This is a genomic window from Rhizobium sp. BK098 (assembly GCF_014193155.1).
GTDB lineage: Bacteria > Pseudomonadota > Alphaproteobacteria > Rhizobiales > Rhizobiaceae > Rhizobium.
Window position 1 is genome coordinate 90062 of record NZ_JACHYY010000006.1, and the last position, 12093, is coordinate 102154.

The 12093-nt window shown below is 59.9% G+C and carries 14 protein-coding genes; 8 read left to right on the plus strand and 6 right to left on the minus strand.

What is annotated here, in order from left to right:
- Positions 1-92 precede the first annotated feature (92 nt).
- Together FHT73_RS16830 and FHT73_RS16835 are read left to right on the plus strand one after the other, a co-directional pair.
- The gene (locus FHT73_RS16830) at positions 93-1016 is read left to right on the plus strand and encodes a sulfite exporter TauE/SafE family protein (protein ID WP_112336572.1); all 924 of its coding nucleotides are present in this window, start codon (positions 93-95) and stop codon (positions 1014-1016) included.
- A complete protein-coding gene (locus FHT73_RS16835; protein ID WP_112336573.1) occupies positions 1013-1822 on the plus strand; it encodes a TIGR02186 family protein in 810 nt (269 codons plus the stop codon). The genes FHT73_RS16830 and FHT73_RS16835 overlap by 4 nt, the downstream gene beginning before the upstream one ends.
- On the opposite strand, the gene FHT73_RS16840 is transcribed toward FHT73_RS16835, so the two are convergent.
- Entirely contained in the window at positions 1823-2326 is a 504-nt protein-coding gene (locus FHT73_RS16840; protein ID WP_112608047.1) for a helix-turn-helix domain-containing protein, read from the minus strand.
- A 111-nt stretch (positions 2327-2437) separates the two neighbouring features.
- Between FHT73_RS16840 and FHT73_RS16845 the strand changes: the two genes are divergently transcribed.
- A complete protein-coding gene (locus FHT73_RS16845) occupies positions 2438-2998 on the plus strand; it encodes a dihydrofolate reductase family protein (protein ID WP_112608045.1) in 561 nt (186 codons plus the stop codon).
- Here FHT73_RS16845 and pdeM read toward each other — a convergent pair.
- Together pdeM and FHT73_RS16855 are read right to left on the minus strand one after the other, a co-directional pair.
- Positions 2995-3732 carry a ligase-associated DNA damage response endonuclease PdeM gene (gene pdeM / locus FHT73_RS16850; RefSeq protein WP_183713638.1) on the minus strand — a complete coding sequence of 246 codons (738 nt, stop codon included), beginning with the start codon at positions 3730-3732 and terminating at the stop codon, positions 2995-2997. The two genes, FHT73_RS16845 and pdeM, sit on opposite strands and share 4 nt — an antisense overlap.
- Positions 3733-3773: 41 nt before the next feature.
- Positions 3774-6284, minus strand: a complete 2511-nt coding sequence (locus FHT73_RS16855) for a ligase-associated DNA damage response DEXH box helicase (protein ID WP_183713141.1) — start codon at positions 6282-6284, stop codon at positions 3774-3776.
- A gap of 277 nt (positions 6285-6561) precedes the next feature.
- Between FHT73_RS16855 and FHT73_RS16860 the strand changes: the two genes are divergently transcribed.
- Both FHT73_RS16860 and FHT73_RS16865 read left to right on the plus strand, forming a co-directional pair.
- Positions 6562-7065 (plus strand): Rrf2 family transcriptional regulator, encoded by a 504-nt coding sequence (locus FHT73_RS16860; RefSeq protein ID WP_112608041.1) that lies wholly within the window; start codon positions 6562-6564, stop codon positions 7063-7065.
- A gap of 29 nt (positions 7066-7094) precedes the next feature.
- Positions 7095-7556: a carboxymuconolactone decarboxylase family protein gene (locus tag FHT73_RS16865; RefSeq protein ID WP_015338745.1), complete on the plus strand. Its 462-nt coding sequence runs from the start codon at positions 7095-7097 to the stop codon at positions 7554-7556.
- Between the two features lie 219 nt (positions 7557-7775).
- On the opposite strand, the gene FHT73_RS16870 is transcribed toward FHT73_RS16865, so the two are convergent.
- Entirely contained in the window at positions 7776-8816 is a 1041-nt protein-coding gene (locus FHT73_RS16870) for a glutamine synthetase beta-grasp domain-containing protein (RefSeq protein WP_112336578.1), read from the minus strand.
- Positions 8817-9259: 443 nt separating this feature from the next.
- On the opposite strand from FHT73_RS16870, the gene FHT73_RS16875 reads away from it, so the two are divergent.
- Complete coding sequence (locus FHT73_RS16875; RefSeq protein ID WP_112336579.1) at positions 9260-9451, plus strand: DUF2735 domain-containing protein; 192 nt, start codon at positions 9260-9262, stop codon at positions 9449-9451.
- A 9-nt stretch (positions 9452-9460) separates the two neighbouring features.
- Here FHT73_RS16875 and FHT73_RS16880 read toward each other — a convergent pair whose 3' ends face one another.
- Together FHT73_RS16880 and FHT73_RS16885 are read right to left on the minus strand one after the other, a co-directional pair.
- A complete protein-coding gene (locus FHT73_RS16880) occupies positions 9461-10096 on the minus strand; it encodes a YitT family protein (protein ID WP_112409874.1) in 636 nt (211 codons plus the stop codon).
- A gap of 107 nt (positions 10097-10203) precedes the next feature.
- The gene (locus FHT73_RS16885; RefSeq protein WP_183713144.1) at positions 10204-11148 is read right to left on the minus strand and encodes a methyltransferase; all 945 of its coding nucleotides are present in this window, start codon (positions 11146-11148) and stop codon (positions 10204-10206) included.
- A 167-nt stretch (positions 11149-11315) separates the two neighbouring features.
- Here FHT73_RS16885 and FHT73_RS16890 point away from each other — a divergent pair, with 167 nt between their 5' ends.
- Together FHT73_RS16890 and FHT73_RS16895 are read left to right on the plus strand one after the other, a co-directional pair.
- Positions 11316-11582, plus strand: a complete 267-nt coding sequence (locus tag FHT73_RS16890; RefSeq protein WP_112336582.1) for a DUF6460 domain-containing protein — start codon at positions 11316-11318, stop codon at positions 11580-11582.
- A 1-nt stretch (position 11583) separates the two neighbouring features.
- A complete protein-coding gene (locus FHT73_RS16895) occupies positions 11584-12087 on the plus strand; it encodes a CAP domain-containing protein (RefSeq protein ID WP_112608037.1) in 504 nt (167 codons plus the stop codon).
- Positions 12088-12093: the final 6 nt, after the last annotated feature.

Consider the following 12093-nt stretch of genomic DNA (forward strand, 5'->3'; position numbering starts at 1 on the left):
GGCTCTGGCAATGATTTCGGATTAGAATCCGCCGTTTAAGGGGAAATAGGCTTCGGTCACCGCGCCGAAAAGCCTGCAAATGGGAACAAGGCGTGACGATCTATCTGCCGATCGCAGAATTGTCGGTGAATATTTTCATTATTCTCGGCATGGGAGCAGCCGTAGGGTTTCTTTCCGGCATGTTCGGTGTCGGCGGTGGTTTTCTCATCACGCCTCTTCTGATTTTCTACAATATCCCGCCTGTTGTTGCCGTCGCCACCGGTTCCAATCAGGTCGTCGCCTCCTCCGTCTCGGGCGCACTCAGTCATTTTCGCCGCGGCTCGCTCGACCTGAAACTTGGCTCGATCCTGCTGGCCGGCGGTCTGGCGGGGGCGACCTTCGGTCTCTGGCTATTCGTGCTGTTGCGTAGGCTCGGCCAGATCGACCTGATCATCTCGCTGATCTACGTGATCCTCCTCGGCACGGTGGGCTCGCTGATGCTGTGGGAAAGCGTGCGGGCCATGCGTCGCGCCGCCGGCAAGCTGCCGCCAACAACCGGCAAGCCGCGCCATCACAACTGGGTGCAGCGGCTGCCGTTGAAACTGCGATTCAAGAAATCCAAGCTCTATCTCAGCGCCATTCCGGTCATCGGCCTCGGCTTCTTCGTCGGTATGCTGACGCCGATGGGTATCGGCGGCGGCTTCATCCTCGTGCCCGCCATGATCTATCTGCTGCGCGTGCCCACAAACGTCGTCGTCGGCACCTCGCTGTTCCAGGTCATTTTCGTGACGGCCTTCACGACAATCGTCCAGGCCGCGACGAACTATTCCGTCGATATCATTCTGGCCTTCCTCTTGATGGTGGCGGGCGTCATCGGCGCGCAATACGGCGTTCGCGTCGGCCAGAAACTGCGCGGCGAGCAACTGCGCGCGCTCCTTGGCCTGCTCGTCCTGGCCGTCGGCCTTCGCCTCGTCGTTACTCTCCTGGTGACGCCGGCGGACGTTTACTCCGTCGTCATGGAAGGAGTGAGCCGATGAGGGGATTCGGACTGCTTCTTGCTACCGCATTGCTGCTCGCTCCGTTCACCACGCAGGCGCAGGTGCTGCTCGATCAGCCGACGACCTCGACCACGGCGCGCGAGACGATGGAGATCGGCACGTCGACGAGCGAGATTGCCATTACCTCGGACTTCACCGGCGCCGATCTGACGATTTTCGGCGCGCTCTCCAATACCGATCAGCTGCTTTTGGCCATCGGCCAATACGACATCGTCGTCGTGCTGGAGGGGCCGCGCGAGAATGCAACGGTTCGCCGGAAAGAGCGCGTCTTCGGCATATGGGTCAATACCCGCTCGATGACGTTCGAGCATGTGCCAGAAGCCTATTCGCTCTCCAGCACGCGCGCGGTCGACAACATCACCACACCGCTCGAACTCAGCGACCGCGGTATTGGCGTCGATCATATTCCGCTGACGCCGGTCGGCTTCGTCGGCAATGTCGGCGATGTTCCGGAATTCCGTAATGCCTTCCGGCGCCTGCAAAAGACAGGTGGGCTCTATGAAAGCGATCCCGCCGGCGTGCGCTTCGTCAGCTCCTCGCTCTTCAAGGCAACGCTCAGGGTTCCCGCCGACGTGCCGAACGGTGTACACATGGTGCGCGCCTATCTCTTCAAGAGCGGCAAGTTCCTGAGTGAGAAATCGCTGCCGTTGCGGGTCATCAAGACAGGAATAGAGCAGACGATCACGGATGCAGCGCATCAGCGGCCGATCACCTATGGCATTCTTTCCGTGCTGCTGGCCCTCGTCACCGGCTGGAGCGCAAGTTTCATCTTCCGGAAGAACTGATCAGCCGGTTTTTCGGCGATTGGCGACTTCGAGATAGGCTTCGGTCAACCGGCCGAGCACCGAGGGCGTGCCCGGAGGCAGCACCTTGCCGAGATGCTTGGCACGCAGCTCGTCCATGAAATCATCCCAGAGCTTCTGGCCACCATCCTCCAGGAGCTCCGCCCGGATCGACAGCTCTTCGGACACCGGAAGATGCTTGCGGCCCCAGGCACCCATATGGGCAAAGAGCGGCACGAGGTCTATCGCCATTTCCGTCAGGCTGTAGATAGCCTTCTGCTTATGCGTCGGATCATCTTCGCGGGTCAACAAGCCGCGCTCCACCAGCCGCTTCAGCCGGTCCGCAAGGATGTTGGAAGCAATCCCCTCCTGCGACTTCTGCAGCAGTTCACGAAAATGCCGGCGATTGCCGAACATGATGTCGCGGATGACGATCAGGCTCCAGCGGTCGCCGAGAATTTCCAGCGTCAGATTGATCGGGCAGCCAGAACGATGCAGCGCGTCCATAATGATCTCCAAAAAACTACTTGCATTTTGCCATCAGTCTAGCTAGCTTGCAACTACTTGCTTTTAACAACCAGTTTTGATTATGAGGCAGTTATCACAACGGAGAAAGTGATGAGAAAGCTCGTTATCTGGAATCTTATGACGCTCGACGGCTATTTCGAGGGAACCAAGCCCTGGGACCTCGATTTTCATATGCTCGCCTGGGGCGATGAGCTGGAGCACTATGCGACCGAGCTCGGCAAGGAAGGCGATCTGCTGATCTTTGGCCGCAAGACCTATGAAGGCATGGCCGCCTATTGGCCGACCGCGACGGAAACGTCTGACATCACCGCCTATATGAACGGCATCGCCAAGATCGCCGCCTCGCGGACGCTCGACAAAGCGGACTGGAATAATACCCGCGTCGTCGGCGACATTGTCGCTGAAGTGAAGAAGCTGAAGGAAGAACCAGGCAAGACCATGTTCGTCTTCGGCAGTGCTGAAGTGGCCGATGTATTGCTCAAGGCGGGGCTGGTGGATGAGCTCAGGATCTGCCTCGTTCCCGTCGTGCTTGGCAGCGGCAATCCGCACTTCAAACCGGCGGCCGAACAACGGCCGATGAAGCTCATCGATTCACGCCCGTTGAAGACCGGCGCGGTGATCCTACGCTATGAGCCGGCGAACGCGGCCTAGGCCGAGAGATTGCCGAACCGCACGGAATAGATGCGGTCGCGGCCGAGCAGGTGCGCAATCAGGCTTTCCCGCGCGAAGAGGCCAGCCATGGCCTTGTGGCGCAGGTCGAGACCGCCGGTCATCACGCCGAAGGCCGGCATCAGCAGGCGGCCGCCATCCGTTGCAAAGCACGGGCGGCGCACTGATTTCTCCCGACGCCGAACGGTGGCAGAGGGATGCAGGTGGCCAGCGATCTCGCCGGCCTGCAATCCGGCCTTTGGCTCATGACGGAAGGTCAAACCACCACAATGCATCTCGTCGACCGAGTGCCCCGGCAGGTCGACCGTGCCGTCCGGATCATGATTGCCATTGATCCAGATCCATTCGCGACCGCGGGCCATGTTGACGATCAGGCTGCGAAACTCGTCCGGCAAGTGCTGCGAACCGATGCGATCATGAAAATTGTCGCCCAGTGAAACGACGAGTTTCGGATCGTAGCGCGAGATGACGGCGGAAAGAACGGTCAGCGTCGCCAGCGTATCGTATGGCGGCAGCATCATGCCGCGGCGGGCGAAGGCCGCGCCCTTTTCCAAATGCAGGTCGGAGACGACGAGAATGCCGGCATCTGGCAGATAGAGCGCGCCGAGCGGATCACAGACGGCGGCGACACCATGAATGACGGCCTCCACACCCAGCCCGTTGGCTGTGCCGTTGCCTTGAGCATTCATATCTCGCGCTAGCGCCAGGCGATTCATCACTTTAACAATCTACCTTCGTCGTCTGCTTTGCAGCATCCCTATTCCATTGCCTCGCGGATCAGGTCATCGGCCGCTTCCGCGAGCAGGGAATCGTGCGCCTCGCCCGGCACCGGCACCTTGCCGATTTCCAGCATCACCGGCACGGCGAGCGGGGAAATATGGTCCAGCGCGCGATGAGTTATATGGCCCTTGATTCGCTTCAGCATATCCGCAAGTCGGCCAATATCCAAAAGTCCGGTCGCGGCGTCCTGCCTTGTGGCCTGCAGCAGGATATGATCGGGCTCATGGCTGCGAAGCACATCATAGATCAGATCCGCAGAAACCGTTACCTGCCGGCCGGTCTTTTCCTTGCCCGGATGCCGGCGCTCGATCAAGCCGGCAATCACGGCACAATTGCGGAAGGTGCGTTTCAGCAGGAAGGATTCGTCGAGCCAGGCCTCAAGATCGTCACCGAGCATATCCTCATCGAAGAGATCGGAGAGGCTGAGCCGGCGGCTAGCGATCATCAGCCCCATATCCTCCAATCCCCAGATGCCGAGCGAATAATCGGTGGCGACAAAGCCCATGGGCTTGGCCCCTGCCCGCTCCAAGCGGCGGGTCAACAACATGCCGAGCGTCTGGTGCGCCAAACGCCCTTCAAAGGGATAGGCGACCATGTAGGCGCGGCTGCCGCGTGGGAAAGTCTCGATGAGAAACTCGTCGCGCTTCGGCAGCAAAGACTTCTCTTTCTGGATTTCCAGCCAGTCGCGCACCTGATCCGGTAGCCGATGCCTCCGGTCGGGATCGGCAATCATCGCCCGCACCTGATCGGCGAGGTAGGTCGAGAGCGGAAACTTGCCGCCGGCATAGGAGGGGATTTTTGGGTCCAGCGAGAAAGCCTGCGAGGCCAGGCATTCGCTTTCGCGGATGCCCTCGAAGCGCAGCACCTTACCGGAAAAGAGGAAGGTATCGCCGGGCGAGAGCTGCTCGACGAAATATTCCTCGACCTTGCCCAGCGGCGCGCCGCCTCTTCCAAGCGAGCCCAGTGCATTGCGCTTCACCAGCCGGATATTGAGCATCGCCTCTTCGACGATCGTGCCGAGATTCAAGCGATACTGCTGCGCGACCTGCGGATTGGAGACGCGCCAGCGGCCATCCGCCATCTTGCGGATGCGGGCATAGCGCTCATAGGTTCTGAGCGCATAGCCGCCAGTGGCGACGAAATCGACGATGCGCTCGAAGGTCTCCCAGGAAAGCTCGGCATAGGGAGCCGCGCTCTGCACCTCGTCATAGAGTTCGAGCATGTCGAAGGGTTCGGCGCAGGCCATGCCGAGCACATGCTGGGCGAGAACGTCGAGCGCTCCTGCGCCGATGGGCGGCGTGTCTTGGGCGCCCATATAGTTGGCATCAAGTGCTCCCTGGCATTCCATGACCTCGAAGCGGTTGGCCGGCACCAGGATCGCCTTCGACGGCTCGTCCATGCGGTGGTTGGCGCGGCCGATGCGCTGGGCAAGGCGGCTTGCGCCTTTCGGCGCACCGACATGGATAACGAGATCGACGTCGCCCCAGTCTATGCCGAGATCGAGTGTGGAGGTGGCGACGACAGCGCGCAGCCGGTTTTCCGCCATGGCCGCTTCCACTTTCCGGCGCTGGCCGACATCGAGCGAGCCGTGATGCAGGGCGATCGGCAGATTGTCGTCATTGGCCGACCACAGCTCTTGAAACAGCATTTCGGCCTGAGAGCGCGTGTTGACGAAGAGCAGCGTCGTGCGATGCGCCTTCAGCTCGCGATAGATATCGGGGATGGCATATTTGGCGGAGTGGCCTGACCAGGGGATGCGCTCTTCCGTCGACAGGATCGAGATATCGGGCTTGGCGCCACCCTCGACGATGACGAGGCCCGCATGGCGCTCTTCTCCCGGCCGCTGCGCCACCAGCCATTTCTGCAGGTCCATAGGATCGGCGACCGTCGCCGAAAGGCCGATGGTCTGCACGCGCGGCGCCAGCTTGCGGATGCGGGCAAGGCCGAGCGACAGCATATGGCCGCGCTTGGAGGTGACGAGCGAATGCAGTTCGTCAAAGACGATATATTTCAGATCCTTGAAGAAGCGTTCGGCCTCGCGATTGGCGAGCAACAGCGCCACCTGCTCGGGCGTCGTCAGCAGAATATCGGGCGGGTTGAGCTTTTGCCGCTGGCGCTTGCCAGCAGGTGTATCCCCCGTGCGGTTCTCGACCGTGACAGGCAGGCCCATTTCCGAAACGGGCTTCATCAGGTTGCGCTCGATATCGACTGCGAGCGCCTTCAGCGGCGAGATGTAGAGCGTGTGGATGCCGGTGAAGGCCGAGCCGGGCGGAATCTTGCCGCGCCGGGTGAGGTCCGTCAGCGACGGCAGGAAGCCGGCGAGCGTCTTGCCGGCGCCTGTGGGAGCAATCAGCAGCGTGCTTTCGCCGGCCTCAGCGCGGGCCAGCAGTTCCAGCTGATGGGCGCGCGGCTGCCAGCCCTTTTCCGCAAACCAGCGGGTGAAGGGGGCGGGCAAGGTAAGGAGGCGGTCGGCGTCGATCTGGTCCACGGGCTGAATGTAGTTGAAATGTGGAGGATAGGAAGCGGGGTGGCCGGAGAAGAGCAAGATGGGCCGCGCGTTCTTTCACCAAGGCCGCTTAGGCGCATTGGCTTCCACACGCACCGTCATCCTCGGATCAAGCCCGAGGATGACGAACCCTTCTTCTAGTAGCAGCTATAACCGGGCATTTCTCGCTCATTCGCCCAACAACAATTCTCTCGCATTCCTCGCTTGACTCCCACTATAATCATAGATAAAAAATATCCATGATTAGAAAGGCACGAAAATGAAGCTCGGAGACGGCGTCGAACAATCCATTCATTGCGTCGGCATGCTGGCTGGCCTTTCCGATGGCGGCGTGCTGTCAGCAGCAGCGCTTGCCGAATTTCACGGTGTCTCTGTCAGCTATCTTCTGAAGCATCTTCAGGCGCTTTCGGGTGCCGGCATCCTCGATACCGTGCCGGGACCGAAGGGCGGATACCGGCTGGCGCGCAAGCCGGAGGAGATCACCCTGCTCGATATCGTGCTGGCCGCCGAAGGCCCCGCCCCCGCGTTTCGCTGCGCTGAAATCCGCCAGCGCGGTCCGAACCCGCTTGAAGGGCGCTACTTCGCCAAGCCCTGCGGCATCAATGCCGCCATGCTGGCGGCCGAGCGCGTCTATCGGGCCGAACTGGCAAAGACAACGATCGCCGACGTGCTGACCGACCTCAGGCAGACGGACACGGACGGTGGCATAGCCGCGAGAGGCTGCACCTTTCTCGAGCTGCATGAACGCAAGACCAGAAACTGAACCTCAATTTAAACCCAAGGAGAAGACCCATGCATCCGCGTTTCAACTTCGCTAAAGCCTCCCCGGACTCCTACAAGGCCGTCGTCGCGCTGGAAAACTTCGTCCAGAGCAGCGGCCTCGAACGGCGCTTCATCCACCTGATCAAGCTCCGCGCCTCGCAGATCAATGGTTGCGCCTATTGCGTCGACATGCATGTGAAGGAAGCCCGCCATGATGGCCTCAGCGAACAGTGGATCAACCTGATGTGCGTCTGGTGGGAATCGCCTGTCTATGACGACCGCGAGCGTGCTTTGCTCCGCTGGGTCGATTCCGTCACCAAGATCGCCCAGACCGGTATTCCAGATGCCGATTTCGAGCCGTTGAAGCAGCATTTCAGCGAAGAAGAGATTGTGAAGATCACGGTCGCGATCGGCACGATCAACATCTGGAACCGCCTTGCCGTCGGCTTCCGCTCGCAGCACCCGGTGGATGCGGCAAGCAAGGCTGCTTGAGCCTGCTTTCTCTGAGCGTGTTATGGCCGGAGCTCTCCCTTGAACGCCGTCATCCTCGGATCAAGCCCGAGGATGACGGACCGTGGGGGTTAGCAGCGAGGGCCCAAGAGGGTCTGAGCGACAGCCGCGGCCTGATAAAATTCCAAAACGAGAAACGCGGGGCGAAGGCCCCGCGTCATTTATTGGCTTCCTATGCTTGGCAGGCAAGCGTGAAAGCTATCAGGCAGCAACCGAGCCGAAACCAGCCGTCGGAACTTCCGAGATGGTCTTCAGAACCTGGGAAGCGATCTGGTAGGGGTCGCCTTGCGAGTTCGGACGACGATCTTCGAGGTAGCCCTTGTAGTCGTTCTTGATGAACGAGTGCGGAACACGGATCGAGGCGCCACGGTCGGCAACGCCGTAGCTGAACTTGTTCCACGGAGCCGTTTCATGCTTGCCGGTCAGGCGCATGTGGTTGTCCGGGCCGTAGACAGCGATATGGGCTTCGAGGTTCTTGTCGAATTGAGCCATGAGCGCTTCGAAATAGGCCTTTCCGCCGACTTCGCGCATGAACTTGGTCGAGAAGTTGCAGTGCATGCCCGAGCCGTTCCAGTCGGTATCGCCGAGCGGCTTGCAGTGGAACTCGATGTCGATGCCATACTTTTCGCAAAGACGCAGCAGCAGGTAGCGAGCCATCCAGATCTGGTCGGCGGCCTTCTTGGAGCCCTTGCCGAAAATCTGGAATTCCCACTGGCCCTTGGCCACCTCGGCGTTGATGCCTTCGTGGTTGATGCCTGCTTCGAGGCAAAGGTCGAGGTGCTCTTCAACGATTTCGCGAGCGACATCGCCGACATTCTTGTAACCGACGCCGGTGTAGTACGGACCCTGCGGAGCCGGATAGCCCGCTTCCGGGAAGCCGAGCGGACGGCCGTCCTTGTAGAAGAAGTATTCCTGCTCGAAGCCGAACCATGCGTCTTCATCGTCAAGGATGGTCGCGCGGCTGTTGGATTCGTGCGGGGTGACGCCGTCGGGCATCATGACTTCGCACATGACGAGAGCGCCGTTGGTACGGGCCGGGTCCGGATAGATGGCGACGGGCTTCAGCACGCAATCGGAGCTGCGGCCTTCGGCCTGCATCGTTGACGAACCGTCGAAGCCCCAAAGCGGAAGCTGCTCGAGCGTCGGAAATGCGTCGAATTCCTTGATCTGCGTTTTACCGCGCAGGTTCGGTACCGGGGTGTACCCGTCGAGCCAGATGTACTCGAGCTTAAACTTCGTCATTACGCACCTCATAACAGTTAATCAGGCGAAGTAGGAAAAACTTGGCCGGCGCGCCCGCCGGGAAATCCTCTCTACGATCGGCTGGCAAGAGAGATGCATGTGCCGTGCCAGATCGCATCGACATCTGACCCGTCAGGCGAGATTTTTATGATTCAGCCGCGTTCGGGCAAGATTTCCCGGTGCCAAGCATCAGATTCTTTTCAAATCGCCGCCATGGCCCCAATCGAGCTGCCAAAGTGTCGCAGGCTCCACCGGCCCTAAAATAGATTGGAAAATCGGCAGATCAAAGAAGCGGCATCCGCTGCACTATCATCAAATTGCCTATAATTTCATCATTTAGCATTTTTTTTAAGCGGAATGGTGATATTTACCTTGGGCTTTGCTATATATGAGTTGTCTCTTGAAGCGCGCCCGCTTGAACACCAAAAAGGGAGAGACAGCGAATGGCAATCGGTACTCGGTACGAAACCGCAAAGATCTATCAGTTTCCCGTCACGGCCCGCCCCACGGCGCTCAGCCAGCGTCCGAAGGTGAACCTCACCCCGGATATCGGCCCGTCTATTGCGACGGCCGCATTCGACAGCTGGTATCACGAAGCCGCGATCGTCGAATCCGACGAGACCCGCAAGCAATAGATATAAGCTTTACAGCGCTATATAGCGGTCTGAGCGATGATTGATCGCAACGAAAAGGTTGAGGACAATTGCGCCGATGACGGAGCAGATGACCACTGGCGGCGTGGTCACGGCAAAAGCGACCGCGAGCACGCATAGGTCGATTGCAAGCTGCACCAGCCCTGCCCTGATGCCGAAACGCTCCTGCAGATAAATCCCCAGAATGCCGACGCCGCCGAGGCTTGCCCGATGGCGATAGAGTGCGAGCAGCCCGAAGCCGAGAAGAATGCCGCCGAGGAGCGCCGACCAAAGTGCATTGATATGTGCGACATTGAACAGCACCGGCTGCAGATTGGTCAGCAGTGAGGTCAGCGCGATGGCGATGAAGGTCTTGATGGTGAAGGCCGCGCCGAGCTGTTTCAGCGATAGATAGAAGAACGGCAGATTGACCACAAAGAAAGCCAGGCCGAAATTCACGCCGATTGCGTAATGCAGCAGGAAAGCGATGCCGGCAGTACTGCCGGTCAAAAGGCCGGCGCTCGAAAGGCAGAACAGCCCCAGCGACGAAATCAGGCTGCCGGAGACGATACCCTGAACATCCTCAATCCACGAATGCCGGGTCGCGGACGTCTTCCAGACACCAAATGCGCTCTTTGCGTTTGCCATGTGCTTTCCCCTGGGTTTCCAGGCTTTTTGCTGGAAGCTCCGGCGACAATCAAGCAAAAATACGTAAGCAATACTGACCTATTTTAAATTCGCAAGATTCGAAATCATCAAGCCGATTTCCGGGTAATGAACAGAATGCCGTGGACCGGTTTTCCGCCATCCATGCGAATGATGCTGCGGGTGAGATCCAGTACCGTAAAGCCGTGACCGGCCAATATCTCCCGAACATAGGCTTCGGAGTGCGCAAATCGGAGGGAATCGCGCAGCACATAACCATCCGGTTGCTGCGCGTCCTCGACTGAAAAGGCGAAGATCGCTCCATCGACCGAAAGCTTGCGGATGATCGCCATCACACCTTGCAGATCGCCGAGATACATCAGCACGTCGGCCGCAGTGACCAGATCCGCCCGGCTGGCGGCAGGCTCGGCATCGAAAACGCCTGACAGATCCGGCTCCAGCGAGAGGTCGGCCTGGCCGAGATGATCGTAGACGTGCTTTTCCGCCGCCTTGGCGAGCATGCCCTTTGACAGGTCGTAGCCCTCCAGCCGATCGACGCGAGCACGGATTTCCGGCCCGAGCAGGCCCGTGCCACAGCCGAGATCGACCGCGAGGCGGAAATGTTTGGTGGCACCGGCCGTTTCGGCGATCAGGGCCGCAAGCTTGCCGGGCACGCTATAGCCGAGCTTCTCGACAAGCGAGCTTTCGAAGCGGTCGGCATAGTCATCGAACAGCCGCTCGACATAGAGGCTCGGCGGCCGGTCCGGCACTTCGGCACCGCCAAGCACCGCAAGCTTCAGGCGGGCGCCGAAGACATCCCCCGCATCGAGCGTCAGCACCTCGTTCAACGCTGCGATCGCGCCTGATACATCGCCGGCCTTTTCGCGATAGGTTGCGAGCGTGAACCAGCCCGCCGCCCAGCCCGGCGCCAGCTCCAACGCCTGCTCCATCAGCTCGGCAGCACTCGCGGGTTCGCCGCTCTCGGCAAGCATCTTCGCATAGTCGGCGCGGCGGTCGGCAATGACATCGCCGGAGGAAAGCTGGCTCGGCAGCATGGGTTTCATCCTGTTTGACGCTTGCCTTTGAATGCGGCCATAAAAAAACTCAAGTCCTATTTCAGGCAGACGCTGGTTTACGGTGTAAGCTGGGGCAAAAGTGCTTGCGAGTCGCAAGTGCTGTCCCTATCTCAACACCGACCGACTGCCATTATGGAGACGTCAGCATGTCCGATCAGGTGAACAGATTCCTTGGCGACTCGCCAGGTAGAACGCTGGTGAAGCTCGTCATCGTGTCGCTCATCGTCGGCGCCGTGATGAAGTTCTTCGGCTGGCGACCTCTCGATTTCCTCTATGGCGTCCGCCGCTTCCTGCTCGATCTCTGGCACAGCGGCTTTGCCGCGCTCGGCGAGTTCGGCGATTATGTGCTGCTCGGCGCATCCATCGTCATTCCGATCTTCATCATACTTCGTTTGTTCAATTACCGCAGCTGACATGACCTCCCCGACCCTGACCTTAACGCGCCGCGATGCGTTGCGCCTCACCGCTCTTGCGCTTACCGCATCCGTTGCGAGCTGCGCGACGCCGCCCGCCCGCGTTTCCAATATCCCCGCGAGCGACCAGACCGCCTCCGCACTGCCGCTCGTCAATGCACTGCGCGCCAAGAGTGGCCTGCCACCGCTGAAGGTCGACGCGGCCGCCAGTGCCGCCGCAGTCTATCAAGCCAGGCGGATGGCGGATGCTGGCAAGATGGAGCATCTGATCGGTCTCGGCGACGATTTCGGCAAACGGGTCAAGACAAGCGGCGTCAAGCTGCCGGCGGCAGAAAACATTGCCGAGGGCCAGCGCGACGTGAGCGCGGCGGTGACGGCCTGGATCAATTCGCCGAAGCATTTGCACAACATGCTCGGCAAATATGATGGGCTTGGCGTTGCTCTGGCCTACAACCCCTCTTCCGGCGACAGGCCCTATTGGTCCATGGTGCTGTCCTCGAACTGAGGAGGC

Coding starts and splice junctions, on each gene's coding strand:
- FHT73_RS16845 (WP_112608045.1), top strand. CDS start 2,438: ATGAGAAAGCTCGTTATCTGGAATCTTATGACGCTCGACGGCTATTTC.
- FHT73_RS16870 (WP_112336578.1), bottom strand. CDS start 8,816: ATGACGAAGTTTAAGCTCGAGTACATCTGGCTCGACGGGTACACCCCG.
- FHT73_RS16865 (WP_015338745.1), top strand. CDS start 7,095: ATGCATCCGCGTTTCAACTTCGCTAAAGCCTCCCCGGACTCCTACAAG.
- FHT73_RS16880 (WP_112409874.1), bottom strand. CDS start 10,096: ATGGCAAACGCAAAGAGCGCATTTGGTGTCTGGAAGACGTCCGCGACC.
- FHT73_RS16895 (WP_112608037.1), top strand. CDS start 11,584: ATGACCTCCCCGACCCTGACCTTAACGCGCCGCGATGCGTTGCGCCTC.
- FHT73_RS16875 (WP_112336579.1), top strand. CDS start 9,260: ATGGCAATCGGTACTCGGTACGAAACCGCAAAGATCTATCAGTTTCCC.
- FHT73_RS16890 (WP_112336582.1), top strand. CDS start 11,316: ATGTCCGATCAGGTGAACAGATTCCTTGGCGACTCGCCAGGTAGAACG.
- FHT73_RS16835 (WP_112336573.1), top strand. CDS start 1,013: ATGAGGGGATTCGGACTGCTTCTTGCTACCGCATTGCTGCTCGCTCCG.
- FHT73_RS16840 (WP_112608047.1), bottom strand. CDS start 2,326: ATGGACGCGCTGCATCGTTCTGGCTGCCCGATCAATCTGACGCTGGAA.
- FHT73_RS16860 (WP_112608041.1), top strand. CDS start 6,562: ATGAAGCTCGGAGACGGCGTCGAACAATCCATTCATTGCGTCGGCATG.
- FHT73_RS16885 (WP_183713144.1), bottom strand. CDS start 11,148: ATGCTGCCGAGCCAGCTTTCCTCCGGCGATGTCATTGCCGACCGCCGC.
- pdeM (WP_183713638.1), bottom strand. CDS start 3,732: ATGAATCGCCTGGCGCTAGCGCGAGATATGAATGCTCAAGGCAACGGC.